The organism is Bradyrhizobium sp. (genome assembly GCF_027451485.1).
Classification (GTDB): domain Bacteria; phylum Pseudomonadota; class Alphaproteobacteria; order Rhizobiales; family Xanthobacteraceae; genus Bradyrhizobium.
On record NZ_DAIDJE010000132.1, the window covers coordinates 48,272 to 73,255 of the forward strand.

Genomic DNA, 24,984 nt, shown 5'->3' on the forward strand with positions numbered 1-24,984 from the left:
TCACCTACATTCATCGACCCTGTCGCCGGGCAGCCAAGGCGCCGAGTGCGAAGAACACAGCTGCGCCGGCGATGACGCTGCCCGCCCGCGCTACTTCTCCGCTCACCAGTGGAGCACGTGAAGCAGATATCGCGTCGAATGAGCCGTGGGTGCGATGGAGCCGCGTGACGGGGTGATCGAGATTGTCTTCGCGTCCGGGCACGAGTCGGGTGTTCGTCTGCTGGCCCGCAATGGCCTTCTGCGCGAGGTAGTGATCCAGCCATGCAGGCGCGATGGTATTGGCCAGAATGGTCGTGAGCGTTTGCCACCCGAGCCAATATTCCCGCGCCGAGCGCCGGGCCACGCGGAACACGGCGTCAGCGACGACTTCTGGCTGAACCGGTTGTCCCATGGGGCGCGGGCTGTTGCGCGTGTGCGCGCGCGCCCAGTCGAACTGCGGCGTATTGACAGCGGGAAGATCGACAATGCTGACGATGATGCCGGACCCCTCATGCAGCAGTTCCGTGCGAAGCGCATCGGTGAAGCCGCGAATGGCATGCTTGGCTCCGCAATATGCAGCCTGAAGCGGGATGCCGCGGTAGGCGAGCGCTGACCCGATCTGGATGATGCGGCCGCGTCGTCTCGGCCGCATCGACTTCAGGGCCGCCATCGTTCCGTGTACGAAGCCAAGATAGCAAACCTCAGTAACCCGCCGGAATTCGTCGGGATGAGTTTCGGCAACCGTTGAAAACAGCGTCTCCATGGCGTCGTTGACCCAGATGTCGATCTTGCCGAGGCGTTGTTCCAGGCGCTCGGCAGCTTCAAACATGGCGTCGGCGTCGGCGACGTCGATGGCCTCATACTCCGCTTCCGCTCCCATGGCCTGCAATTCCTGCTGGACGTCCCTCAATGCCGCCTCGTCACGGGCTATCAGGCCGATGCGATCGTGGGCGCGAGCAAAGCGGTGCGCAATCGCGCGGCCGACGCCGGCTGAAGCGCCGGTGACAATGATGGTGCGAGACGACTGGCTGTAGGGCGACATGACGTTTGATCCCGGTTTCAACCAACCAACGATCTCATCTTCTCATCGTTTCATCTGGAGCCTGAAAGCGAAACAGTTTCACAAACAAAAAATCGGTCGCGCGAGGTCTTCGCGCGGCCGATCAGTCTGGAGGGAGCCAGATTACTTCTGTTGCGATTGCGAGAACTTGGACGTATCCAGGCCGAGATCTGCGACGGTCTGTTGGTCAAGCTGACCGTTCGCCTGGATCTTTTTGCTTTGCTGAAACTGCTTCACCGCGCCCTCTGTACGCGGTCCCCAGCGTCCGTCGGCTGTTCCAGCGTTGAACCCGTCCTTGTCGAGTACCTTCTGAACCTGCCGGATTTCGCCGCGGGACAAGCTGTTCGGCTGGATCGGTTGGCTGTTTTCGGCGCTTTGCTGGTTCTGCTGGCTTTGCCGGTTCTGAGCGCTCTGGTCCTGGCTATTCTGCTGGGCTTGGTTGTTGTTTTGAGGTTGTTGCATCTGCGCGCCTTGCGGCTGCGGATTGTGGTTTGATGCCGCAAATGCCGGCGTACCGATCATGGCTGTTGTCAGCATCGCAATGGCGATTTTCTTCATCCGATTTCTCCTTTGTGAGAGCCGTATCGCTCGGTCCCGGATCAACGCATCTCAGTCGGTGGCGTTGCTGGAACAGGCAGGAGCGAAAATGAAAAATCGGTAAGGGGAGTTCACGCCTTTTTAAACTGAAATGGAGTTCTTCAATGATGGTAGCCTCGCGGGCTGTGGCGAGCTGAATAGCGAACGCAACAGAGGCTTACTAGCCGCTTCAACCGGCTGCACGGGGAGCAACTGATTGCGCTGCCGCGCTTCCGGCAGACCCGCACCTTCTTTGTCATGAAGGTAAGTCGTCGACAATGCGCCGCTGGACTTTTAGGGGATTTATTCCGACATTCCCATCCCTTAGGCAGCTAAATTAAAATCCATTCCATGTAGTAGCCTGCTGACTCTAAAAGGAAGGTCGCGATGTCATCGCCGCTCGCAAGCACAGTTATCGATTCCGTACTGTTCCGCGATTCATTCGGGACGCAAGCGATGCGCGAACTCTTTTCGGATCGCGCACTGGTGCAGCGCTATATCAACGCCGAAATAGCGCTTGCCAGGGCGGAGGCTCGCGTCGGCGTAATTCCAGATGATGCCGCTGACACCATCGCCTGCGAGTCCAGGATCGAGCGCATCGATTTCGACCATATGCGGCGCGAAACTGAAATCGTCGGGTATCCGATTTTGCCGCTGGTGCACCAACTCGTTGCGATGTGCGGCGATGCCGGTCGCTATGTTCATTGGGGTGCGACCACGCAGGACATCATGGATACTGCCGTGGCGCTCCAGGTTCGCGACGCGCTTGACCTGATCGACGGCGACATCCGCGAATTGCGCAGCATCCTGGCAGATCTCGCCGTCAAGCATCGCGACACGGCGATGGCGGGGCGTACGCATCTGCAGCAGGCGCTTCCCATAACCTTCGGCTACAAGGCCGCCATCTGGCTTGCGATGTTTGACCGCCACCAGCAGCGGTTGGCCGAACTGCGGCCTCGCATCGCCCTGGTCGAATTTGCCGGCGCGGCGGGCACGCTAGCCTCGCTCGGGGACAGGGGGTTCGACGTGCAACGGGCGATGGCTGAGGAGCTCAAGCTCGGCGTGCCGGCTACCACGTGGCACGTCGCCCGAGATGGGTTCGCCGAAGCGGTGAACTTCCTGGCCCTGGTCACGGGAACGCTTGGCAAGATCGCGCTCGACATCATGATCATGGCCTCGACCGAGTTTGCCGAGGTGTACGAGCCGTTCGTCAAGGGCCGCGGGGCGAGCAGTACGATGCCTCAGAAGCGCAATCCGATTTCGAGCGAGCTGATGCTTGCGGCCGCAAAGGCCGTACGGCAGCACGCCGGATTGATGGTCGACGCGATGATCCATGATTTCGAGCGGGCAACAGGGCCGTGGCACGCGGAATGGATCGCTATTCCCGAGAGCTTCATCCTGACAGCAGGCGCGCTGAATCAAGCCAAATTCGCTCTCGGCGGTCTCACGGTCGATGCAAAGCGGATGACGCAGAACCTTGGCATCAGCAAGGGACTCATCGTCGCGGAAGCCGTCATGATGGGCATGGCCCCCTTCGTCGGACGTCAACAGGCGCACGACATTGTTTACGAGGCCTGCCGCAAGGTCAACGAACACGGCGGTACGTTGGCAGAAGCGCTCGCCGCTATACCGGTGGTTATGCAGCACTTTGACCGGGCCGCGATCGATCGCCTGACGGACCCTGCCAACTATCTGGGACTGGCTCCCCAGATGGTGGACCGCGCCGTCGAACTGTCGCGCGGGATTGCGTGATTCCGAGAGATCGGAAGGCTTCAGACAGCGCGACGCTCGGCTGAAAGGCGCTCCTAACCGGTCTCCTTTCGCATCCATTGGAGATACTTTTCGAAACCTGCCTCGACGCCCAGTTGCAGGATTTCCGGCGTGTCGTAGCTGTGATTGGCAATCAACAGTGCCTCCAGCGCCTGGTATTTGTCCCCGGTGGTCTTGAGATAGAGCAGCTGCTCGGTATCTTGGTTTATCTTGCCGTCCCACCAATAATAGCTGGCAACCTCCTGAATCTGCACGCAAGCCACAAGGCGAGCCTCCAGGACGGTCCTCACCAGCTTTTCCGCCTGCCCCCTGTTGGACACCGTTGTCATGACCACGCAGGCTCGTCTGCTGTTCATCGTCGGTCACCTCCGCTCCGGTTCTGGGCTGCCACATGGCCGGATTGTTTGACGAAAGTTTCGCTGACATGGCAACTGAAGAGCTGTGCCCGTGTTTCCTTTTCGGAACTTCACAAGCCATGTGAGACCAGCCGTTGAGGGGAAAGTTCTTGGGAAAACGAAAGCCGCGGCAAACCGTGCTCGCGGTCGACGTCGGAGGCTCCCACGTCAAGGTCATGGATAGTCGCGGCCTGACCAGGCGCGAATTCGTTCCGGACCGCATCTGTCGGCAAGAGAGATGGTGAAGCAGGTCAAGCGCCTTACCGCCGATTGGTCTTATGAAGTCGTTTCTGTCGGTTTTCCCGGTCCGGTGATCCAGAACCGGCCTGTGGCGGAGCCTCACAATCTGGGCACCGGATGGGTTGGCTTTGATTTTGCAAAGGCCTTCAGCCACCCGACGCGCGTGGTCAATGATGCCCTGATGCAGGCTCTCGGCAGCTATGAGGGCGGCCGGATGCTGTTTCTTGGATTGGGGACGGGGCTCGGCTCGGCGATGATTGTCGACGGCATCCTTGAACCGATGGAGCTTGGCCATTTGCCTTATCACAAGGGTCGGACTTTCGAAGATTATGTGGGTGAGGCCGGGCTCGAGCGCCTCGGCAAGAAAAAGTGGAGGCGCAAGGTCGCCGATGTGGTCAATTACTTCGTTGCGGCGCTGGAGCCTGACTATGTCGTGCTCGGAGGCGGAAATGCCCTGAAGCTTGGACGCTTGCCAGCAAAGGCCCGATTGGGAGACAATGGCAACGCGTTCAGGGGCGGTTTCAAATTGTGGGATACACGCACCGTCAAAAAGCCGCGGATCGCAGCCAAGGCCTCTCGGCGCAGACACTGACCGCACGGACCTTCCTTTCGATTCTTTGAGAGACGATCAGATCATGGCCGCCGCTTCCGATCGGGTGCATCCGCCTTCGGGCGAAGCGACAGATGAGGGCCTGACCTTCGGCGCCGTTCTCGGCGCGACGATCGGGAACATGCTCGAGTTCTATGATTTCGTTACGTACAGCTTCTTCGCCACGCAGATCGGTCATGCGTTCTTCCCGTCGAAAAGCGAGTTTGCCAGTCTTCTATTGTCGCTCGCGACCTTTGGCGCCGGTTTTGTAACCAGGCCCATAGGCGCGGTCGTCATCGGGTCATATTCGGACAGGGCGGGGCGCCGGCCGGCGATGATCCTGAGTTTTTCGATGATGGGCATCGCCATCCTTGTGCTGGGGCTCACGCCCTCCTATGAGGCCATCGGGGTCGCCGCTCCGATCATCATCATTCTGGCGCGGCTGACACAGGGCTTCTCGCTTGGAGGCGAAGTCGGTCCGACTACCGCCTACCTCATGGAAGCCGCGTCGGCCAGGCATCGCGGCCTGGCGGTCTCGTTTCAGCCTGCAAGCCAGCAGATCGCGGCGACGGCGGGTGCGTTGGTCGGGGAAATTCTCTCGCTGACCATGACCAGCGCCGCGCTGGATACCTATGGCTGGCGCATCGCTTTTCTTCTCGGCGCCGCGACCTTGCCTTTTGGATTGTGGCTGCGCCGTGCCTTGCCCGAAACGCTGCACCGCGCCGAGACACCGGCAATCACGGCTGCCAATGTCGGCACTGCCAAGAAATTGCGCAGCAGCACCCGCCTGCTGGGCCTGGGCCTCGTTATTCTCGCCAGCGGAACGATCATCACTTACGTGACGCAGTACATGACGACGTACGCGCAGCACACCTTGCACGTGGGCGCTCCGCTTGCCTTTGCAACGACCGTGGTCAGCAATGCGATAGGGATCGTGGCCGCTTTCTTCGGCGGTTGGCTCGCCGACCGCGTCGGCCGCTGGCCGATCATGGTCTGGCCGCAGCTTGTGGCACTGCTTTTAACCTATCCGATCTTCCTGTGGGTCGTCGAGAGCCGCAACTCGGCCGCGCTTCTCGGCGGTCTCGGCCTGCTCGCGCTGATCGGCTCGATACCTTACAGCGCGTTTTATGTCGGTCTCGCCGAAGGCTTGCCCAAGAGCATCCGCGGCGGCGCCTTTGCGACCATCTATGCGGTTGCGATCGCGATCTTCGGCGGCACCGCGCAACTGGCCGTCGCCTGGCTGACCGAAGTGACCGGCAATGCGCTTGCGCCCGCATGGTATTTGCTGCTCGCCACAGCTGTAGGGCTGTGCGCGATGATCTTGATGCCGGAGACTGCGCCTTCAAAGGCCACGGCCTCCGTGAAAACATCCGGGACCGTCTGACGAGAGGATCAGGTTCAGTGGCCGCCGCCGGCCGCAGACGCGCCTTTCGGTTTTCCGGTGAGCAGGATGAAAATGCCAGCGATGACCAGCACCACGCCGACCACTGCAAAGCTGTCGCTGAACCCCATCACAAGGGCCTGTTGCTTGACGGCATTGCCCAGCGCAACGATGGCCTGCCGATGCGCGGCGGCCGGATCCGTCACGCCGTGCGCGATGAAGAAGTTGGTCATCTGTTCGATCCGGGCGCGGACTTCCTCGCGACCGAGATGAACCGATTGGCCGATGATGTTGGAGTGAAACTGCTCGCGCTTGGTGACGATCGTCGAGAGAAGCGCGGTGCCAACGGCCCCGCCCAGGTTTCGCATCATATTGGAGATGCCGGAGGCTGCAGCCGCATCCTGCGGCGCCACGCTGCCGAGCGAAATCGCGCTCAACGGCGCCAGCGTCAGAGCCTGCCCGACTGCGCGAACGACGTTCGGCAGGAACAGTTGGTCACCGGAATAATCCAGCGACATCGTCGTGTTCATGAACGCGCTGACAGCAAACAGGCTCATGCCGGTAAAGGCGATGAAGCGGATGTCGAAGCGCTGCATCAGCTTGGGTATCAGCGGGATCAAAACAAGCTGTGGCAGGCCGGTCCAGGCAAGCACAGCGCCGATCTGCTCGGCATTATAGTGCTGCACCTCGCCGAGATAGGCGGGCAGCAGATAGACCGTGCCGAACAAGGCGAAACCGAGGAAGATAGCGGAGGTTGTACCGAAGCCGAAGCTGCGCCGGGTCAGAAGGCGCAAGCGCACCAGCGGCTTCTCCACGAGGAGTTCGTTAGCGAGAAACACCGAGAGGCTGACGGCGGCGACAACCGCGAGCTTGACGATGAAGGGAGATCCCAACCAGTCGTCCTTGTTGCCTTCCTCCAGCACGGCCTGGAGCGAGGCAAGCCCGATCGCCATGGTGAGGATGCCGAACCAGTCGCCTTCGGCCAGCAGGCCTAGCTGCATCGGCTGTCGTTCGAGCGTGAAATAGAGCGTCGTCACCATCGCGACGGTCGGGATCACGTTGACGAAGAAGATGGTCTGCCAGCCGTAATTCTCAGTGAGATAGCCGCCGATGGTCGGACCAATTGCAGGAGCAAAGGTGACTGCGAGCGAAAACATCGCGAGCCCGATCGGTTGTTGGGGCTTCGGCAGCCTGGTGAAAACCAACGTGAACGCCATCGGGATCAGCACGCCGCCGAAAAAGCCCTGGAAGCCGCGCATGACGATCATCGATGGCAGGTCGTGAGTGAAGGCGCATGCCACCGAAAATGCCGCGAACAAGCTCGCAAAGGCAAGGATGACATTGCGGTACGAAAACGTGCGGCTGAGATAATCGGTCAGCGGAATAACGACGATTTCGCCGATCAGGTAGGATGTCGAAATCCAGGAACCGTTGTCGACGCCGGTGCCGATGCCGCCCTCGATGTCCAGGAGTGAGGCATTCGTGATCTGGATGTTGAGGATCGCCATGAACGCGCCGATCATGGCGGCCATCACCGAAATCCATACGGTGGCGCTCGCCCGGTTCGCGGTCGCTGGCGTCGCCGCGGCGGTCACGCTGCGGCGAGGAGTTGCGGAGGAGGTCGAGAGTACGAGGTCTGACATGACGTCACCTGTGTCTTGCACCGTTTCCCGGTCGTCACTTCGGCGATGCGAGCAGCGCCACGCTGGCCTGCGTGTTGGAGAGCGCGCTTGCCGACAAGGGCTGATGCTGGTGCGTCCAAATGGTCGGGATCACGGACATTCCCGGGCGCAACGGGACGCTTGACGAATCCAGGACGATCTTGACCGGGATGCGCTGCACTACCTTGGTGAAGTTGCCGGTGGCATTGTCAGGCGGCAGCAGCGCGAATTCCTGGCCGCTGGCGGGTGCGAGGCTGTCGACATGGCCGTGAACCGGCTTGCCGGGGAACATGTCTATTTCGACGTCGACCGGCTGCCCGGCCCGCACATTGGTAAGCTGGGTTTCCTTGAAATTGGCGACCACATAGGCGCCGCTCACAGGAACCAGCGACATCAGTTGCGTGCCCGCCTGCACATATTGGCCGGCGCGCAGTGTCCTGTTTCCGACCACGCCGTCGATCGGCGCGATGATCGTGGTATAGGAGAGATTAAGCTCTGCCTGTTGCTGCAAGGCTTCGGCGCGGGAGGCGGTCGCGGTGGCTTGCACGATCTCGGCCTTGAGCATTTCGACTTGCTTCAAGGCCGAGGCGAGGTTTGCCTTGTCGCGCTGGATTGCAGCAATCGCACCGGCATCGCGCGATTGCGCAGCCTGCGCATTCTGGACGCTGCCGTAGCCGGTGGCGGCAAGATCGCTGTAGCGCTTGTTCTCCTGCCTGGCGAAAGTCGCCGACGCCGTATCGACGTCGAGTGTTGCCCTGGCCGCATCGATGATCGCCTGCTGCACGTCGAGCTGGGCGCGCTTGCTGGAGATGGTAGCCTCGGCTGCGGCGACATCTGCCTTGGCCTGGTCGAGTGCGACCTTGAAGTCGCGGTCGTCGATCCGCGCCAGCACCTGCCCGGCGTGGACGCGCTCATTGTCGCCGACCAGCACTTCATGCAGATAACCGGAGACCTTCGGGGCGACGGTGGTGTTATCGGCCTTGACATAGGCGTCGTCGGTCGAGATCAGGAAGCGGCCGACAGTCCAGTAGTCAAAGCCGTACCAGGATCCGCCGGCCATTAGGGCAAACGCGGTCCCCGCCATCAAAAGCCGCCGCAGCCTGTTCTTTCCGGAGGTGCCTGTTGCGGGCGCAGGGATTTCCGTTGACGGGGATGTTGAGGGAACCAGCTTTTGAGCGGCTTCGGCGGAAAGAGGCCGTTCGGTCTCGAAAGCGGTAGAATGGCGGGTCATGACGATCCTCGCTGTAGCTAACCCATTGCCGTAAAAGTGGAATTCTTCGATGTTCACGGCGGGGTAATTAGGAAACTTGATATTTTCCAAAATACAGCGCATAGTCGGACTGTCAATGGAATGACAGTCATCATCTAAAAGCATGGCTCGCTATGACGGCGAAGACTGACCGAACGAAGCAGGGAGATTCGTGCGCAGAAGCGCGGCGCGGTCGCGGACGTCCGCAGACGCGGTGCGACGAGGAAACGCGTGCCATCATCTTTGAGGCGGCGAGGCACGAATTTGCCGCGAGTGGCTATGCTGCCACCTGTATGGACGGGGTCGCGCGGCGCGCCGGCATTTCCACCAAGACGCTCTACCGGCTGATTCCGAACAAGGCCGCGCTGTTCGAGGCGATGATCACCGACCGCATCGACACGTTTGCGTCGGTCGTGCGCTTAAGAGCGTGCGACGGTAGCGACACTGAGAAGTCGTTGCGCGAAGCCCTGATCGTTTGCGGCGAGCTCATCCTGGATGGCGACGTGATCTCGCTGCAACGCGTGATTCTCGGTGAGAGCGAGAAATTTCCGGAAATCGCCGAAACCTTCTACCACAAAGCGATCCGGCGGACCGAGCGCACGCTCGCGAGCTGGCTGCAAGCGCAGAAGGAGCGGGGGCTGATCAAAATCGAGGACGCGGAAGCTGCGGCCGGCATGCTGCTCGGTATGCTGGTTTTCCAGCCGCAGCGCGCAGTATTATTCGGTCATGCCCCGACGCTGACCCGAGCGGAGCTGGAGCGGCGCGCGCACTCCGTGGCGGCATTATTCCTGCGCGGCTGCGCAGCGTGAAGGCAGGCCGCCCAGCCTGACTCAAGCCTCCATCGTTTTCCAACAGGACGCAGAACACGCCCCCGGTTCCATCTGCCGCAGGCAAACTTGGAACGTGGGCCGGCCCTGCCGCAATTATCAGGTGATTACCCGATATTATTCAGGTATCTCCCAGCCACTTGTAGCTCGCTCGCGACGCGGGACGCGGATGATATGCCTTCTCTGAGACTTCTCGCCGACGATTTGACGGGAGCGCTTGATACGTCAGCCGAGTTGGTCGGGCGGTTTGGCGCGCTGGAAGTCTGCTGGTCTGCATCTTCGATCGCACCTAACCTCTCGAGTTTCGCCATCGATAGCGGCACACGCGAGCAATCGTCCGACCAGGCCTTCGCCATCGTGCATGACCTCGCACACCGATTGTCAGGCGCCACCATCGCCTACAAGAAAATTGATAGTCTGCTTCGCGGCCCCTGGATCGCCGAACTCGATGCGTGCCTTCGCATCGGGACGTGGGACGCCTGCATTCTGGCGCCGGCGTTCATTCACCAGGGCCGGCGCACCATCAATGGTCAGCAATATGCGCGGGCAGCGGACGGTAGCTGGAGTCCCGTCGGCGAGAAGATCGTCGAGCAGCTCAGGGAACAAAAATTGCCAGCGAGGCAATCCAGCGCATCGGCTGGGCTACAACCCGGGATCAACGTGTTCGATGCTCAAACCGATGACGATCTGGAGCGGATTGTTGAGACCGGGAGAAGCTACTCGGGAAAGGTGCTGTGGTGCGGCAGCGGAGGACTTGCCGGCGCGCTTGCTGGCCGATCAGCTGTTCCCGTATCTCACGAGCTGAAGGGGCCGGTGCTTGGCGTCTTCGGCACCGATCACCGCACGACCTTGCTCCAGCTTGCGGCCTGCGAACGCGTGGTGATCCGAAGCGAAGGCATCGCGCGCGATCTCGACCGGATCAGCAAGGCGCTGGAAAAGGGCGTAGCGTTCGTCAAACTCGACGTGCCGTCTGCCGCTTCGCGAGACGAGGTGGCACAGCGATTTTCAAGGGAAATCGCGCTGCTCAGCCGATCGATCGAGCCGCCCGGAAGCCTGATCATTGCCGGCGGCGAAACGCTCAAGGCGCAGATGGTCGCGGTCGGCGCGCGAGCCTTGCGGGTGATCGGGCGTTTGGAGCCCGGGATTCCCAAATCGGTGATTGAAGGGGGGAACTGGTCCGGCGTGGAGGTGATCTCGAAGTCGGGAGCCTTCGGTACTGCTGACGTGTTGCGGAAAGTTTTGAAACAGAACGGCTTGATATAATAGAGTGGAGCGGATTTGACCTTCGCATCACCGCTACGCGCTCGCGATAAGAGAAAACAATGACCAAACGACATCTGGCGATCACGATGGGCGATCCGGCCGGCATCGGTCCGGAGATCATCGTCAAATCATGCGCGAAGCTGCGCGATCGCCTCGCGAGTGGTGACCTCAAGCTTCTAATCATTGGCAGCCGCCGCGCCTTCGATCGGGCGAGGCTTCAACTCGCTGCGGATCTCGATGTGCCGGACGTTACTGCCGAGGATACGGATTGGCCAAATTTGAGTTTTCTGCAGGCTGATACCGAGAGCGAGCGCATCGAGCCCGGCGTGCTCTCTGCGGACGGCGGCCGTTTCGCCTATAAGGCCGTGGAGCAGGGGGTTCGGCTTTCGCTGTCGAAGCGGGTCGGCGGCATCGTAACCGCGCCGCTCAACAAGGAAGCTCTCAACAAAGCCGGCTATCACTACCCCGGGCACACCGAGATGCTGGCCGAACTTACCGGCGTCCGCGGCTCGGTGATGCTGCTCGCCCACGGCAACATGCGCGTCAGCCATGTCTCAACCCATGTGGCGCTTCAGGACGTTCCGGCGCGGCTGACGCCACAGCGCTTGCGTCTCGTCATCGACCTCACTCATAAGGCGCTGCTGGGACTCGGTATCCCGCGGCCGAAAATCGCGGTGGCTGCGCTCAATCCTCATGCCGGTGAAGGTGGGCTGTTCGGACGGCAGGACATCGACGTATCGCAACCTACGATCGCGCAAGCCGTCAGCGACGGTCTTGATGTCGTGGGGCCGGTCCCCGGAGATACGGTTTTCGTCAAGCTGCGCGCCGGCCAGTACGATGCGGTCGTAGCGATGTATCACGATCAGGGCCACATCCCGGTCAAGCTGCTTGGCTTCGAGGTCGATCCGAAAACGGGCAAGTGGCAGGAGCTTTCCGGCGTCAACATCACCCTGGGCCTGCCGATCATCCGCACGTCGGTCGATCACGGCACCGCGTTCGACATTGCCGGGAAAGGCATTGCCAATGAGCGCAGCATGATCGAGGCGATCGAGTATGCCGAGCGTCTGGCGGGCGCCTGCTAAGGTCAGTCAATCCCGGGCCAGCACGGGCCCGCGCGATTGACGAAGCTGCGTAATTTGCCACGCCCGGTCGCGACGGCGACACTGTACCCAGTCAGTCACCGTTGGTCTTCTGCGGCGCCTTCGCGATGTTGCGAGGCATTCTGCCCGCGTCTGAGTTCTCATTGCGATACGGGCGAGTGATATTTACGCAGCGCGGTCTCGACAAGGTTGTTGTCATAGGTCAGGCTGAAATTGATGTTCGCGTGCTTTAGTACCGGATCGAGCACCGCAATCGAATCCAGCACGTTCTGGGCCGCTTCCTGTTTAACGATGCCATCCCACTGGAAGGCGGGCAGGTTTCGCTGCAACGACACCCGATAAAGCGCCTCGCCGCTCTTATAATAAGAGGGTGGCAGCGATTTCATGATGTCGTCGATCGACGCCGTCTTCAGCCATTGCATGGCGTGAACGATCGCATTGACAATCGCCTGCGACGTGTTCGGGTTGGCTTTCAAAAAATCGCTTTTTACCATAAGGCAATCCGCCAGATAATCACCGCCGAAGGCCTGGTGCGTGCCTTCCGCCGTCCGGCTGTCGGATAAAACGACCGCATCGCCATCCTCGACCAGCGTGTTGATGGCAGGGTCGAGGTTCACCAGGGCGTCGAGTTCGCCACCCGTCTTCATTGCCGCCACCGCGCTTGGGCCGGTACCGATCGAGACATAGCTTGCGTCCTTCCAGGAAACGCCGGCGCGTTCCATCAATCCGGCGACGAAGTTGTGGGTCGAGGATCCCGGCGCGGAGACGCCGATCTTCTTGCCCTTGAGATCGGCAATTGCCTTGATCTTGTCAGCTTCCGACTTGCGGACCACCAGCACATTGCCGGGATAGCGGCCGTAAGGCACGAGACAGGTGAGATTCACGCCCTTGGTCTGCATGCGCAGCGTATGTTCGTAGGCACCTTCCGCAACATCGGCGCTGCCGCCGACGAGGCTTTGCAAGGCCGCAGTGCCCGACGCGAAGGCATTGGATTCGATGGCGAGACCTTCCTGTTCGAAATACTTGCGGTTCAGGGCCACGAAATAGGCGACCTTGTTCATCTGGCTGATCGAGCCGCCGACCGCGATGGTGAGGTTCTTCTTTTCGAGCGAAGGATGATCCGCCGCCGCAGCTCCGCTCGCGGCCAGTACTGCGAGGCTGGCGGCCGAAATCGCCAAAGCGTGTCTCATTGTTCGTTTTCTCCCTGAGCGTCTGGTTCTCGGTTTTTGATTTTGAAGCGGCGCCTTTCCCTAACCCTTTTGTTGATCCCTGCTGAAATGCATCGCCCGCTCAGAGCGGTTCGTTGTTCAAGATGTCCAGCAAGACGTTGCGGGGAACGCGGATATCGAGACCGGTGCGTTCTTCCTGAATTAGCATGGCCGAGCGCGAGTCGCGTTTGCCCCAGCCCTTGTTGAGAGCCTCCGTCATCTCGGCGAGTGTCATGTTGGCAAAGCGCATCGGAACACCGATCTCACGGCCCAATGCGGTTGCCAGCGACACGTCTTTGTGCGCGAGCTCGAGCGCGAATGCCGGATTGTCGAATTCGTGCGGCAGGAACTGATCGGCCATACGGTCGATCGCGCGCTGCCGCCCGAGCGAGCCCTGGCGGATTGCGCTGAAAAGCATCACCGGGTCGACGCCAGCTTTCACGCCCAGCGTGAATGCTTCAGCCAGAACCATCTGGATGCCGTAATTGGCGCAGTTGTGCACGAGCTTGGCGACCGAGGCATTGCCGCTGTCGCCGAGATAGCGCACCTGATCGCCGAGCAGATCGAGGATCGGCTTGCAATTATCGTAAGTGGCTTTCTCGCCGCTGACCCAGATCGCGAGCTTTCGCGACGCTGCTCCCTTCGGACCGCCACTGACGGGCGCGTCCAGCATGGAGACGCCGATCTTTGAAAGATCGGCGGAGAGCTGGCGCACCAGCGCCGGCGAATTGGTGGAGCAGTCGATGTAGGGCGTTCCGGGCTTGAACCCGGCACGCAGGCCGTCTTCGCCCGCCATGATCGCTTCGATTTCAGGCGGGCCGGGGAGAACGGTAAAGACGAGCTCGGAATTCGCCGCCAGATTCCTCGGCGTATCCGCCCAGATCGCGCCGTTGGCAATTGCGGCCGCCGCTGATTCGCGGCGCCTTGTCAGGACATGAAGCGTGTGTCCCGCGCCGAGCAGGTGGGCGGCCATCGGGCCGCCCATGGCCCCCAGCCCGGCAAAGCCGATTTTCATCGCTTACTCCTTCGGTGGATCGTCAAGCCGTACCACAATTCCCTCCAACTCGGGGCGCGGCGCCTTGTAGCGCGTCATGACAAGAGGGTCGTGACCAGGAATGATGTGCTGGGGCGAGGGCGCTGCTGACCGCAGCTTGTCGAAGCCTTCGAGCATCTGGCCGATATGGAATGCCGTGACATAGGGCTTGTGCGCTTCCATGTTCTCGTAGAAGTGCGTGACGTCGGACGCGAGAACCACCCAGCCGCGCTTGGTATGCACCCTCACGAATTGCAGTCCCGCGGAATGGCCGGGGGCGGGATGGATCGTGACGCCCGGCGACAGCTCCGCGGGTCCTTCATAGAAATTGACGCGGCCGGCATAGTTGGCACGGACCATGCCGACGACGTCCTCTACCTCGTAGGAGTGCTGCAATTTCTTGTATCGCATGTAGCGGCCGACGGCATAATGCAGTTCGCTTTCCTGCAGGTGAAAATGAGCCGCGGGAAGCTTATCGAAATTGCCGACATGATCGTAATGCAGGTGGGTCAGGATGACGTCGGTTGCCTGACCCGGATCGATGCCAATCAGCTTCAGCGCCCCGATCGGACAGCGCAGATAGTCGCGCTTGCGCTTGGCGGCGATCTCCGCCGTGAAGCCGGTGTCGATCACATAGCTCCGGTCCGGCCCGATCGCGGCCCACACATAATAATCGAGCGGCATCGGTCCATCGTGCGGATCGCCGCCGATGAAATTATCCGACCGCTTCGAGGCGCGCGTGGCGTAGCGGATGGCATAGACTTCGTAGTTCGGAAGGACGGACATTGGTGTGCTCGTTCAGGACCGGGAGAGGTGGTGCCGAAAGGTTTCGGCATATTCCGCTATGCCTTTCTCAAGCGGCCATTGCGGCGACCAGTTCAAGAGGCGTTTGGCGGCAGCGACGTCGAGCGAGGTTCGCATCTTGACGTTCTGCTCTTCCAGCGGTGTCAGACCGTCGCCGATTTCGATGTCGGCGCCGGGGATGATAGCGCGGACGATTTCGGCGACTTCGCTGGCGGTTCGCGCGTGACCGCTGGCTACGTTGATGACGCGCTGTTCGCCGGCTTTCCACTTGGGCGCCTGAAGCGCGGCGATGATGCCGTCGCTGCAATCCGCCACATGCGTGTAATCGCGCTTCATCCGTCCGCCGGCCGCAAAGCGCGTCGGCTTCCCCAGCACTGAATTCTCGACCATCGGCTTGATATACATCGGGCTGCGCATGCCGAAGCCGTAAACCGCGGTGATGCGGATCGCGAGAAAGTCAAGGTTCTGGAAGTCAGCGTAAGCCAGCCCGATCGCTTCGCCGGCCATTTTGGAGGTGCCGTAGTGTCCGGCCGGATTGGCCTCGCGGATCGAAAAGGCCGGATCGGTTTCGACCAGGGTTGCACCGGAGCCTTTGTGATAGGCTGCATTGCTCGAGACGAACACGACCCGCCGCATCGATAGTTGCCGCGCGACCTCGCAAACGTGAACCAGGCCCATGATATTGGTCTGGTAGGTTGCGATCGGCTGCTCCAGCGACGCCTCGAGCCCCACCATGCCTGCCGAGTGAATGATCGCCTCGATATTCTCGCTGCGGCAGACCGCGAAGAGCCGGGCAAGGTCGCTGATCTGGGCTGAACGAAAGCGCGCCGCGATCTCAGGTGAGACCGCCAACGTCTCGGCGTTCGGCGGCGCGATGTCGTAAGCGAAGGGCTCATGTCCCCGTCGCAGCAGGGCCGCCATTATGTAGCTGCCCAGAAAACCTGCGCCACCCGTCACCAACACGTTCATTGGCTTTGCCTGTTGTCGAAAGGGCTCAGTGGGCGGCGTTCCGTTCGGCCAGCATGACGCTCATCAGCGCGACCGCGTGCTCGCTCATATGGCTGGAATGCAGCTCAGCCGATTGGCGTCCGAATCTGCGAAGCAGGCCCATCGCGTTGGGATCGAAAGCCGCCATCTGGCCGGCGATCTCCAGCGCGCGCTTCAGCGCGGCACCGGCCGGTACGATTTCAGTCAGGATGCCGGCGTCCAGCGCTTCCTTCGCCGCGATCTGCCGGCTGGTCACAGCGAGCTCGAAGGCACGCTTGTACGGCACGAAGCGGAATAGATAAGTGAAGACAATCAACGGCGGGAGGCCGTGCGACATCTCCAGCAGCGAGAATACCGCGTTTTCCGCCGCGACCGCATAATCGACCTGGGCCGTCATGCCAAAGCCAAATCCGTAGGCCTTGCCTTCGACTGCGGCGATGACAGGAACGCTGAGCGCATTGAGCGCGGCGTTGACTTTCAGAATGGCATTGAGATCTTCCGCGACCTCGGAGGCCCGCGTCAGGCCTTTGGCGCCGACCCGACCGCCGCAGAACATGTCGTTGCGCCCGGTAATCACGAGCGCCCGCAATTCCTTGTCAGAGGCGCATTTGGTCAGTGCCGTGGCCAGATCCAGCAGGTCCTTGGTGTAGAGGAAATTGTTCGCTTCCTGGCCTGCCAGGGTGATAACGGAAACGCCCTTTCCCTGGGCACTGATCTCGATCGCCATCGCGGGCATCCTCCCTTTATCGGCTTTTATATCGTTATTACGCCCGGGACTTTCGCCAGGACGCCACCATCGGAGAGTTGTCTAACAACCCGGCAATCCCTTGTCACGCCGGCTGAAACCTACGCGTTCGCATCTTGCGGCTCCGCGCCGCGATGGGACGGTGCTTATGCATGACAGATCGTCGTTCGGCGTATCGGTTCAGTTGCTTTACGGCCCCTGGGTGTCATCATAAATTCCGAAGATACGGGGATAACGGTGTCGCAAGACGCGGTCAGGAGGACAGAGCAACAATGGCTGTTTCGCATGCTACCCAGATTGCCCGCCATCCTTATGCCGACGGTTCATACAAGAAAATGCTGATTGACGGGCAATGGGTCGATGCCGCTTCGGGCAAGAAGTTCGAGACGCTTAATCCCGCGACCGGCGAAGTGCTGGCGACCGTGGCCGAAGGCGATGTGGAGGACATCAACCGTGCGGTGGCTGCCGCCCGCCGCGCCTTCGAAGGGCCGTGGGGCAAGGTTAGGCCATTCGAGCGGCAGAACCTGCTGTTGAAGCTCGCCGATCTCGTCGAGAAGCATTTCGAAGAGCTGTCGCAGCTCGACACGCTCGACATGGGCGCGCCGATCAGCCGCACCCGCGGCAACAAGCTGCGCGTACTCGGCATGCTCCGCTATTATGCGGGGCAGGCGACGGCGATCCACGGCGAGACCATCGAGAACTCGCTGCCTGGCGAAATCTTCTCCTATACGCTGAAGGAACCCGTCGGCGTCGTCGGTGCCATCATTCCCTGGAATGGGCCGCTCGGTGCCACTGTCTGGAAGATCGGCCCGGCGATTGCGACCGGCTGCACTGTGGTCCTGAAGCCTGCCGAAGAGGCGCCGCTGACCTCGCTGCGGCTCGGAGAACTCTGCATGGAAGCCGGTATTCCAGCCGGCGTCGTCAACGTCGTGCCGGGTTACGGCGAGACCGCAGGCGCCGCGCTCGCCGCGCATCCAGAAGTCGACAAGGTCGCCTTCACTGGCTCGCACCTCACGGGACAGGCGATCGTGCGCGCCTCGGCGGGCAACCTGAAGCGTGTGTCGCTCGAACTGGGCGGCAAGTCGCCCGATATCGTGTTCGCCGATGCCGATCTCGATGCGGCAGTGCCGGGCGCGGCGATGGCGGTGTTTGCCAACTCCGGCCAGATTTGCAGCGCCGGAACGCGCCTCTTTGTGGAGAGCAAGATCTACGACGAGTTCGTCGGTCGCGTCGCTGAATTCGGCAAGAAGCTCAACATTGGCAACGGACTCGATCCGAACACCCAGATCGGACCGCTGGTTTCGCAGCAGCAGCTCGAGCGGGTCTCGGGCTATCTCGACATCGGTCAGAAGGAGGGGGCGAGAGCGCTCGCCGGCGGCGCACGGCTGACCGAGGGGGCGCTGTCGAAAGGCTATTTCGTCCCGCCAACCGTGTTCGCCAATGTGCAGGACAACATGCGGATCGCGCAGGAGGAAATCTTCGGCCCGGTGATCTCGGCGATTTCGTTCAAGGACAGTGACGATCTGATCAGGCGCGCCAATGCCACGACGTTCGGCCTCGGCTCCGGCGTGTGGACCACCAATGTCAGCAAGGCGCACCAGGTCGCGAAAGCGCTGCGTGCGGGGTCGGTCTGGGTGAACTGCTACCAGGCTATGGACCCGGCAGTTCCGTTCGGCGGTTACAAGATGAGTGGCTACGGTCGGGAGTCCGGCAAGCAGCACGTCGAAGAATACCTCAACGTCAAGTCGGTCTGGGTGAAGACGGCGTGACGGCGTCCACCCCCGAAACAATAGTGCCGGCCTGATGGCCGCCACTATTTCTCTCCTTGGGGCCGGAGTCTATTTTCGCGAGACTTCCGGAAAAATCCACATCGCAACGACCATGAACGGCGCCAGGAACATGATCGCGATCTTCGGCCCGTGCATGCCGATCGAGTCCTGATAAAAATAGGCGGCGAGCGCGACGAGTAGCACGATGATCGAGAGCGCGGTCTTGATCGGGAAGGGCATCGGTTGTGCTCCTTACAAGGCGGACAATTTCATCAGCGGTGAAACGAGCAGCGCGAGCGAGACGAGTTGCAGCGCGCCGAGAAAGACGAGGCCGCCGTGGCTGTCGCGCCACTTGTTCGGGATAAATTCAAAAACCGATGGCACGAACAGGAAAATCAGGCCGCCTGCGACGACCACGGAGGTCCAGCGCAGCGTTTCGTGTGCGTAGAGCGCTACACCGCCGAGAAGTACGGCGAGCAACGCCAGATTCGATAGCACGAGCGCGTTGCCCACCAGGCCTGCGACGGGCGCCGGCCGGGCCCGCACGGGAAACATGCCGGCCAGCGTATAGAAGCCGAGGCAGCCCGCAGCAAAGGTCGTCGCAAATAGCGCTAGCGCGGCACCATTTGGTTCGATCCCGTTCAGCATGGACTACTCGGCCGGAACCGAATGGACTAGTTGTTCGATCTTCGGCGTGCGCGCGGTCTTGCGCATGTCGCGCTTGATGAAGCGGGTATCGTAGCCATTGAACAGGTGGCCGAGCAGGCCGCGGTTGAGATCGGAGGTGCCGAACAGCCAGTCCATGATCGGGAAGGTCAGGTTCATGTTACGCTCCATCATGATCGATTGATCGTGATGGGCGGTGTGGTGACGACGCAGCGTATTCACCATCGGCACGTTGGCCACGAACCAGTTCTCGTCGACATGGCAGCAGAAGTGCATGAATTCATAGATCAGGTACATCGACGTCGTCGTGGCAATCAGGAGCCAGCCGACGTTCGCCGAGATGATCCAGCCTGCCACGATCGCGAGCGGTATCGACATCAGCGTGAAGGTCGCGAGCGCGTAAGGCGGGAAGAAGGTCACGCGCCAGTCCTTGTGGTCGGCAAAGCGCATCTCCTTTTCGGTGAAGAACTGGTGATGCATCAGAGTGTGGCGGTTATAGATCGCGCGGAACGCCTTGACCTGGGAGGGGCGATGCATCACGTAGCGGTGAATCCACCATTCGAAGAAGTTGGCGCCGAGAAAAGCGACAGGGACGATCAGTAGCTCCCAAGGGCGCAGGTCGCGCACATTCGCCAGATAGATGTAAAGTGCGGTGAAGCCGATTGCGTAAATAATGAAAACGTGCAGCCAGCCATTATACCATCCGGCGACCCGCTCGCGGTACGTCTCGCGGTAGCGGCGTTGACGGTCGGACATGGGAGTCGATGCGAGTTCCATGGCGGTCCTTATCAAGTCGAAATCGGCGATGACATCGAGGTTGACGTCGTGATATATCACCAGTCTATCAAACCCGCAAGCGAAGCCGCAATCTGAGCCGCTACACGACCGGAGGAACTGTCCATGAAGAGATTTAGCGGCGACCGCACCATCGACGGCGTCAAGGCCTGGCTCGACGGTGCCCCGCTCGACCAGAGGCTTGATATCCATCGATACACGGCGAATGGATTCGAATGGAGCTACGAGGGCGATGAGCCGCGGCAGCTCGCGCTCGCGATTCTGGCGGAGCACCTCGGCGATCCGTCCAGGGCTCAAGCAATGGTCGAGCCGTTCATGAAGGCGGTCGTGGCCAATTTCGACAATGAGTGGGAGATGACTTCGGCCGATATTGATGCGGCGCTTGATGTGCTTCGCGGCCCGGCGCTGCGCGCTGCATCCTGATCGACATTCTTGCGAGGACTGTTTCAGTGGCACTGACGTACAAGGCCGCGGTCCTTCATGCGCCGAAGTCGCAACTCTCCATCGAGACGGTGGAGGCGACCGATCTCGCCGTTGATGATGTGCTCGTCCGGATCAGGGCAGCGGGTCTCTGCCACACCGATCTCGAGGTGATCGATGGTTCCTTGCGCAATCCGATGCCGATCATCCTCGGTCATGAGGCCGCAGGCGTCGTCGAGCAGGTCGGTCGCGGGACGCGAGGCATTGCTGTCGGCGATCATGTCGTGCTTTCGTGGAATCCGCATTGCGGACATTGCTTCTATTGCGACCGCAACCTGCCGATCCTGTGCGAAAGCTATCTGGGACAGGCGCCGCTCGGCGTGCAATTTGACGGCGCGAGCCGGGCGCGCTTGCGCGACGGGCGCGAGCTGAAACATCTGATGTATCTTGGCGCGCTTGCCGAATACTGCATCGTGCCAGCGCCGCAGGCAATTGTCGTGCCCAGGGAGTTACCGCTCGATCAGGCGTGCCTGATCGGTTGCGGCGTGATGACCGGAGTCGGCGCCGCGCTGAATGTCGCCTCGATCCACTATGGCGACGCCGTGATGGTGATCGGCTGCGGCGCTGTCGGGCTGGCAGCCGTGCAGGGCGCGCGCATGGCGGGTGCGGAGACCGTCATTGCGGTCGATCTTGCCGAGGACAAGCTGCGTCTTGCGCAAAAACTCGGTGCAACCGATGCCATCAACGCGACGACGGATGATGTGATCGACACGACGCGGCGGCTGACACATGGCCGCGGTGCGGACGTGGTGCTGGAAGCCGCCGGCAGCCCTCGAGCGTTTAGATTGACGAGTGAAGCCGTGCGGCCGGGCGGCGAGGTGATCTGGCTGGGCAAGACCGATGTCAACCAGGAGATTGCGTTTCGCTGGGGCTCGCTGATGCAGGAGAAGCGCATCCGCCGCTCAAGCTATGGCGGCGCACGTCCCCTGCGCGATTTTCCGATGCTGGCGCGCGCAGCCCTGGACGGACGGCTGAACCTGGAAAACCTCATCACGGCCCGCATCTCGCTCGAAGAAGTCAATGAGGGTTTTGCGGCGCTGAGGCGAGGCGAGGCAATCCGCAGCGTGGTGATCTTCTAATTACGGCTCAATCGTCTTGCGCGTAAAACTCTCGATGTAGTCAATCAGGCGATCCGAAGCCTTGGCGGCAGCATCCGGATTGCGTTTGGCAATCGCCTCCGCGACCTCGGCATGCAGCCGTGCCGACAGCGGCAGATCGCCGGATTCCCGATAATGCTGATACCAGAAGCGGCGGGACAGGCCATGCATCAGCCCCATCGCGCGCGAAGCGAATTCGTTGCGCGCAGCTTCGCTGACGAGTTCATTGAACTGCCGATCAAGGCGCATGAATGTCATGTCGTCGCTCTCGTCGGAGGCGCGCCGCATTTCGCGGGCGATGGTGGCGAACAGAGCGGTTTCCTCCGGCGTGGCGCGCTCTGCCGCACCCCGCGCCATCAGCCGTTCCAGTTCGCGGCGCACTTCGAGCAGCCGCATCTGCGTCTTCAGATTGATCTGCGACACCAGAATGCCCCGCCGCGGCAAGATCACGACAAGCCCGTCACGCGCGAGCCGCTGCAGGGCTTCACGGATCGGGGTTCGCCCGATCCCGAGCCGCGCGGCCAGCGACTGCTCCGATAGGATCGTCTCCGGCGGCAACGCCAGCGTGACGATCAGTTCTTCGATCAGCCGATACGCGCGGTCGGTCAGGGTTTCCGGATCCTCGACTTCGGGATGGCTGCCGATGACGTCGGGCGCTCGCTGCTCGGCCGCAGAAGCCCTGGCTGCAGTTTTGGGCGCTGCAGGCTTGATCGCGCGTGCCCGCCCGGCTGATCTCTGCGCGGCCATCCGTTTCGACTCTCCTTCGCCAATCGCTAAGGAGGGATATGGCACGCGCGGCCACAAGGTCAATCCATGCGGCCGCGTCGCTATGCGGATCCTTCAATGCGAGATGCTCTCGAGCGTCCGCCCGCGGGTTTCTTCGCCGAGCACGAGCACGGCGAGGGCGGCAAGCGCAAAGGCTCCGGCGCCGAGCGCGAATACGCCGGACTGTCCGGCGGTCGGCAGGATAAAGCCGATCACGGTCGGGCCGATCAGTGAGCCGATTCGTCCGACTGCTGACGCAAAGCCGGTGCCGGTTGCCCTCACATGGGTGGGGTAAAGCTCGGGCGTATAGGCATAGAGCGCGGACCACATGCCGAACGAGCAGAATTGCATGCAAAGGCCTGCGACGATCAATTGGGTTTGATCGGTGGCGCCGCCATAGAAATAGCAGGAGAGCGCGGCGCCGAGCAGCGTCGCGACCAGAGTCGCCTTGCGCCCCATCGCCTCGATCATCCAGGCCGCAGTCAAAAAGCCGGGAATGCCCGCGAGCGAAATCAGGATCGTGTAGTAGACCGACTTGGTGACCGGAAAGCCCTTGGCCTGGAGCAGCGCGCCGAGCCAGGTGGTGAGGCCATAGAAGCCGAGTAGCGCGAAGAACCACAGGCACCACAGCATGATGGTGCGGCGGCCATAGCCGGCCGAAAACAACGTCTTCACTCCGCGCGACATTCGCACGTCGATCTTCTCGGGGGATGGAGCGGGTAGCGTCCCGCCGCCAAGCTTCTGCAAAACCTTCTGCTCGATCCCGGACATTACAAGCTCGGCGCCTGCCGCATCGCCGCGGCTGGCAAGCCAGCGCGGCGATTCCGGTACATAGCGGCGCACGATCAGGACGAAGATCGCAGGCAAGCCTTGGAGAATGAACACCCAGTGCCAGTCGGCTAGCGACAGCACCGCAAAGCTGAGCAGTCCCGAGGCGACAAAGCCAAGCGGCCAAAAGCCTTCCAGGAGCGCGATGTATCGGCCGCGTTGCCGGGCCGGGATGATTTCCGACACCATCGACTGCGCAACCGGGAACTCCATGCCCATGCCGAAACCGAGCAGCACGCGCGCGGCGGCGAGTGACTGAACCGTCGGGGCGAGGCCACAAAGAATGCTGCCAACTCCCCAGAAGATCATGCTGACCTGAAACACCCGCGTGCGGCCGAAACGGTCGGCAAGCAGCCCCGCGGAGGCCGCGCCAGCGAACATGCCGAGAAAGCTCATGCTGGAGAGCAGGCCTGTCTGGGAAGTCGAGAGCCCAAAGGTCTGTTTGATCGGGCCGAGCACAAAGGTCAGCGCGCCCAGATCCATGCTGTCGAAGAACCAGGCGGTAGCGATGATCGCAAACAGGCCGCGCTGGTAGGACGTCAGCGGCAGCCGCTCCAGCCGTGCGGCGATTGCTGCGGATTGCGCTGCGCCTGCGGTACTGTCGGCCAACGATCGCGGAAACTCGATCGAGCGGCCTGTCGTCAAAGTGCTCATGAAAACCTCCCCTGAATGCTATTCTTTTTGCATATGTCTGACATATTAGTGACATTTCTACAAGCGGGTGCGCCGGTCGGACTTTCTTCGGAATTCTGAGATCGTTAGGTGGTCTTCGCTTGCGAAGGTTATCGTTGTCGAGGGGCGTCGTCGTATCGCAGCTAATTGTCTCTCGACCGGCTGCAGACGCGCGCCTGTGTTGGCGTCACCGGGCTCGCCTGTGATGCATTGATCGAGATCGACCTCGTCTGCAGCCGCCCGGACTGATCCACAGTCAGCGCGTCAGCGCGGCGTCGAGCAACCGCGCGAGTTCGCTGGCCGTGGTTTCGAGCGCGCGTCCGCTGCGTTCGACGCGCGCCTGGATCAGCGCGCCTTGAAGCGCGGACGTGCAGAGAACCGCCAGCGCTTCAGCGCGCGCTTTTGGGAAGCCGTCTGCGGTGAGCTTGTCTGAGAGGATCGAGACGCGCGCCCGATAGGCGGCGCGCCCGGCTTCCGTGACGTCGCGATCGCCGGGTGCAAGCTCCAGCAACACCGTCGTGATCGGGCAGCCGTCGCGAAAGCCGGAGGCCCGCATCCAGCCCGCGAGCAGTTCGGCATGCCGTCGCACCAGTTCACCGGTCGAGCGGCATTCCCCCGCGAGTTTTGTCAGGGTCGCAGCGATGCGGCGGCCGGCTTCTGTGACGGCGGCCACCGCGATCGAGGACTTTCCCAGCGGGAAATAGTGATAGAGCGAGCCCTTCGGCGCGCCGCTGACATCGACAATTTCGTTGAGCCCGGTGCGCGAATATCCTTGCCGCCGGAACAAGGTGAGGGCCGTGTTGACGATCGGCTGCCGGTGTTTGGGAACGGCGGGCATCGTGCTTCCTCTCAATGCCTTCTCCTCGAATATTATATTGATTGGTCTACATCATGCTCCGAACTGTCAAGCCTGCGAGGACATGTCGGTCCGTTTGCCGTGGCTGATCGCTTTGCGATCAGTCCGGCGCTGGACCGCTCCCCGGCACCAGCATCATGCTATTTCATCTAATGAAATTCACGATCGTCATGTGAAAATTAGGTTGCT

General features: G+C 61.4%; 25 protein-coding genes and 2 pseudogenes. 11 read left to right on the top strand and 16 right to left on the bottom strand.

The features are described 5' to 3' along the window. Positions 1 to 10: 10 nt before the first annotated feature. Both NEZ08_RS16930 and NEZ08_RS16935 read right to left on the bottom strand, forming a co-directional pair. Entirely contained in the window at positions 11 to 1,021 is a 1,011-nt protein-coding gene (locus NEZ08_RS16930) for an SDR family oxidoreductase (RefSeq protein WP_298109147.1), read from the bottom strand. 141 nt (positions 1,022 to 1,162) lie between these two features. Then, on the bottom strand, positions 1,163 to 1,597 hold the full coding sequence (locus tag NEZ08_RS16935; protein WP_298109150.1) for a peptidoglycan-binding domain-containing protein: 435 nt from the start codon (positions 1,595 to 1,597) through the stop codon (positions 1,163 to 1,165). A 207-nt stretch (positions 1,598 to 1,804) separates the two neighbouring features. On the opposite strand from NEZ08_RS16935, the pseudogene NEZ08_RS16940 reads away from it, so the two are divergent. Then, positions 1,805 to 1,913: pseudogene (locus tag NEZ08_RS16940) on the top strand (AsnC family transcriptional regulator); the annotation flags it as partial. Between the two features lie 89 nt (positions 1,914 to 2,002). Beyond that, positions 2,003 to 3,367, top strand: coding sequence for an adenylosuccinate lyase family protein (locus tag NEZ08_RS16945; protein WP_298109152.1), 1,365 nt, complete (start codon positions 2,003 to 2,005; stop codon positions 3,365 to 3,367). A gap of 53 nt (positions 3,368 to 3,420) precedes the next feature. Here the strand turns inward: NEZ08_RS16945 and cutA are convergent, their stop codons facing one another. Next, on the bottom strand, positions 3,421 to 3,741 hold the full coding sequence (gene cutA / locus NEZ08_RS16950) for a divalent-cation tolerance protein CutA (RefSeq protein WP_298109155.1): 321 nt from the start codon (positions 3,739 to 3,741) through the stop codon (positions 3,421 to 3,423). Between the two features lie 277 nt (positions 3,742 to 4,018). Here cutA and NEZ08_RS16955 point away from each other — a divergent pair, with 277 nt between their 5' ends. Together NEZ08_RS16955 and NEZ08_RS16960 are read left to right on the top strand one after the other, a co-directional pair. Next, positions 4,019 to 4,612: an ROK family protein gene (locus tag NEZ08_RS16955; protein WP_298109158.1), complete on the top strand. Its 594-nt coding sequence runs from the start codon at positions 4,019 to 4,021 to the stop codon at positions 4,610 to 4,612. Positions 4,613 to 4,655: 43 nt separating this feature from the next. Beyond that, the gene (locus NEZ08_RS16960) at positions 4,656 to 5,993 is read left to right on the top strand and encodes an MFS transporter (RefSeq protein WP_298109161.1); all 1,338 of its coding nucleotides are present in this window, start codon (positions 4,656 to 4,658) and stop codon (positions 5,991 to 5,993) included. Between the two features lie 14 nt (positions 5,994 to 6,007). Here the strand turns inward: NEZ08_RS16960 and NEZ08_RS16965 are convergent, their stop codons facing one another. Both NEZ08_RS16965 and NEZ08_RS16970 read right to left on the bottom strand, forming a co-directional pair. Continuing rightward, positions 6,008 to 7,522: a DHA2 family efflux MFS transporter permease subunit gene (locus NEZ08_RS16965; protein ID WP_298109351.1), complete on the bottom strand. Its 1,515-nt coding sequence runs from the start codon at positions 7,520 to 7,522 to the stop codon at positions 6,008 to 6,010. Positions 7,523 to 7,667: 145 nt separating this feature from the next. Further along, positions 7,668 to 8,882: an HlyD family secretion protein gene (locus NEZ08_RS16970; protein WP_298109164.1), complete on the bottom strand. Its 1,215-nt coding sequence runs from the start codon at positions 8,880 to 8,882 to the stop codon at positions 7,668 to 7,670. A gap of 152 nt (positions 8,883 to 9,034) precedes the next feature. Between NEZ08_RS16970 and NEZ08_RS16975 the strand changes: the two genes are divergently transcribed. From NEZ08_RS16975 to pdxA, 3 genes are all read left to right on the top strand, one after another. Next, complete coding sequence (locus NEZ08_RS16975; protein WP_298109167.1) at positions 9,035 to 9,709, top strand: TetR/AcrR family transcriptional regulator; 675 nt, start codon at positions 9,035 to 9,037, stop codon at positions 9,707 to 9,709. A 192-nt stretch (positions 9,710 to 9,901) separates the two neighbouring features. Beyond that, positions 9,902 to 10,990, top strand: coding sequence for a four-carbon acid sugar kinase family protein (locus NEZ08_RS16980; protein WP_298109169.1), 1,089 nt, complete (start codon positions 9,902 to 9,904; stop codon positions 10,988 to 10,990). Positions 10,991 to 11,049: 59 nt separating this feature from the next. Continuing rightward, positions 11,050 to 12,072 carry a 4-hydroxythreonine-4-phosphate dehydrogenase PdxA gene (gene pdxA / locus NEZ08_RS16985; RefSeq protein WP_298109173.1) on the top strand — a complete coding sequence of 341 codons (1,023 nt, stop codon included), beginning with the start codon at positions 11,050 to 11,052 and terminating at the stop codon, positions 12,070 to 12,072. 158 nt (positions 12,073 to 12,230) lie between these two features. Here the strand turns inward: pdxA and NEZ08_RS16990 are convergent, their stop codons facing one another. The 5 genes from NEZ08_RS16990 to NEZ08_RS17010 form a co-directional block, all read right to left on the bottom strand. Continuing rightward, a complete protein-coding gene (locus tag NEZ08_RS16990) occupies positions 12,231 to 13,280 on the bottom strand; it encodes an ABC transporter substrate-binding protein (RefSeq protein ID WP_298109176.1) in 1,050 nt (349 codons plus the stop codon). 100 nt (positions 13,281 to 13,380) lie between these two features. Next, on the bottom strand, positions 13,381 to 14,313 hold the full coding sequence (locus NEZ08_RS16995) for an NAD(P)-dependent oxidoreductase (RefSeq protein ID WP_298109179.1): 933 nt from the start codon (positions 14,311 to 14,313) through the stop codon (positions 13,381 to 13,383). A gap of 3 nt (positions 14,314 to 14,316) precedes the next feature. Continuing rightward, on the bottom strand, positions 14,317 to 15,117 hold the full coding sequence (locus NEZ08_RS17000; protein ID WP_298109181.1) for an N-acyl homoserine lactonase family protein: 801 nt from the start codon (positions 15,115 to 15,117) through the stop codon (positions 14,317 to 14,319). A gap of 12 nt (positions 15,118 to 15,129) precedes the next feature. Then, positions 15,130 to 16,104 (bottom strand): NAD(P)-dependent oxidoreductase, encoded by a 975-nt coding sequence (locus tag NEZ08_RS17005; RefSeq protein WP_298109184.1) that lies wholly within the window; start codon positions 16,102 to 16,104, stop codon positions 15,130 to 15,132. A gap of 25 nt (positions 16,105 to 16,129) precedes the next feature. Continuing rightward, positions 16,130 to 16,849, bottom strand: coding sequence for an enoyl-CoA hydratase/isomerase family protein (locus tag NEZ08_RS17010; protein ID WP_298109186.1), 720 nt, complete (start codon positions 16,847 to 16,849; stop codon positions 16,130 to 16,132). A 290-nt stretch (positions 16,850 to 17,139) separates the two neighbouring features. On the opposite strand from NEZ08_RS17010, the gene NEZ08_RS17015 reads away from it, so the two are divergent. Further along, positions 17,140 to 18,636 (top strand): aldehyde dehydrogenase family protein, encoded by a 1,497-nt coding sequence (locus tag NEZ08_RS17015; protein ID WP_298109189.1) that lies wholly within the window; start codon positions 17,140 to 17,142, stop codon positions 18,634 to 18,636. A gap of 69 nt (positions 18,637 to 18,705) precedes the next feature. On the opposite strand, the gene NEZ08_RS17020 is transcribed toward NEZ08_RS17015, so the two are convergent. Genes NEZ08_RS17020 through NEZ08_RS17030 form a run of 3 tightly spaced genes read right to left on the bottom strand, consistent with a single transcriptional unit; the run spans position 18,706 to position 20,079 of the window. Further along, positions 18,706 to 18,876 carry a hypothetical protein gene (locus tag NEZ08_RS17020; RefSeq protein WP_298109193.1) on the bottom strand — a complete coding sequence of 57 codons (171 nt, stop codon included), beginning with the start codon at positions 18,874 to 18,876 and terminating at the stop codon, positions 18,706 to 18,708. A gap of 12 nt (positions 18,877 to 18,888) precedes the next feature. Then, positions 18,889 to 19,284, bottom strand: coding sequence for a hypothetical protein (locus tag NEZ08_RS17025; protein ID WP_298109196.1), 396 nt, complete (start codon positions 19,282 to 19,284; stop codon positions 18,889 to 18,891). A gap of 3 nt (positions 19,285 to 19,287) precedes the next feature. Beyond that, a complete protein-coding gene (locus tag NEZ08_RS17030; RefSeq protein WP_298109354.1) occupies positions 19,288 to 20,079 on the bottom strand; it encodes a sterol desaturase family protein in 792 nt (263 codons plus the stop codon). 123 nt (positions 20,080 to 20,202) lie between these two features. On the opposite strand from NEZ08_RS17030, the gene NEZ08_RS17035 reads away from it, so the two are divergent. Together NEZ08_RS17035 and NEZ08_RS17040 are read left to right on the top strand one after the other, a co-directional pair. Further along, entirely contained in the window at positions 20,203 to 20,520 is a 318-nt protein-coding gene (locus NEZ08_RS17035) for a DUF6166 domain-containing protein (RefSeq protein WP_298109199.1), read from the top strand. A gap of 26 nt (positions 20,521 to 20,546) precedes the next feature. Continuing rightward, on the top strand, positions 20,547 to 21,656 hold the full coding sequence (locus tag NEZ08_RS17040) for a Zn-dependent alcohol dehydrogenase (protein WP_298109201.1): 1,110 nt from the start codon (positions 20,547 to 20,549) through the stop codon (positions 21,654 to 21,656). On the opposite strand, the gene NEZ08_RS17045 is transcribed toward NEZ08_RS17040, so the two are convergent. Next, positions 21,657 to 22,421: a GntR family transcriptional regulator gene (locus NEZ08_RS17045; protein WP_298109204.1), complete on the bottom strand. Its 765-nt coding sequence runs from the start codon at positions 22,419 to 22,421 to the stop codon at positions 21,657 to 21,659. Between the two features lie 93 nt (positions 22,422 to 22,514). After that, positions 22,515 to 23,921 (bottom strand): MFS transporter, encoded by a 1,407-nt coding sequence (locus NEZ08_RS17050; RefSeq protein WP_298109206.1) that lies wholly within the window; start codon positions 23,919 to 23,921, stop codon positions 22,515 to 22,517. Positions 23,922 to 24,098: 177 nt separating this feature from the next. On the opposite strand from NEZ08_RS17050, the pseudogene NEZ08_RS25810 reads away from it, so the two are divergent. Then, positions 24,099 to 24,188 (top strand): annotated as a pseudogene (locus NEZ08_RS25810) (RidA family protein); the annotation flags it as partial. A 7-nt stretch (positions 24,189 to 24,195) separates the two neighbouring features. On the opposite strand, the gene NEZ08_RS17055 reads toward NEZ08_RS25810, so the two are convergent. Beyond that, complete coding sequence (locus tag NEZ08_RS17055; RefSeq protein WP_298109209.1) at positions 24,196 to 24,777, bottom strand: TetR/AcrR family transcriptional regulator; 582 nt, start codon at positions 24,775 to 24,777, stop codon at positions 24,196 to 24,198. Positions 24,778 to 24,984 lie beyond the last annotated feature (207 nt).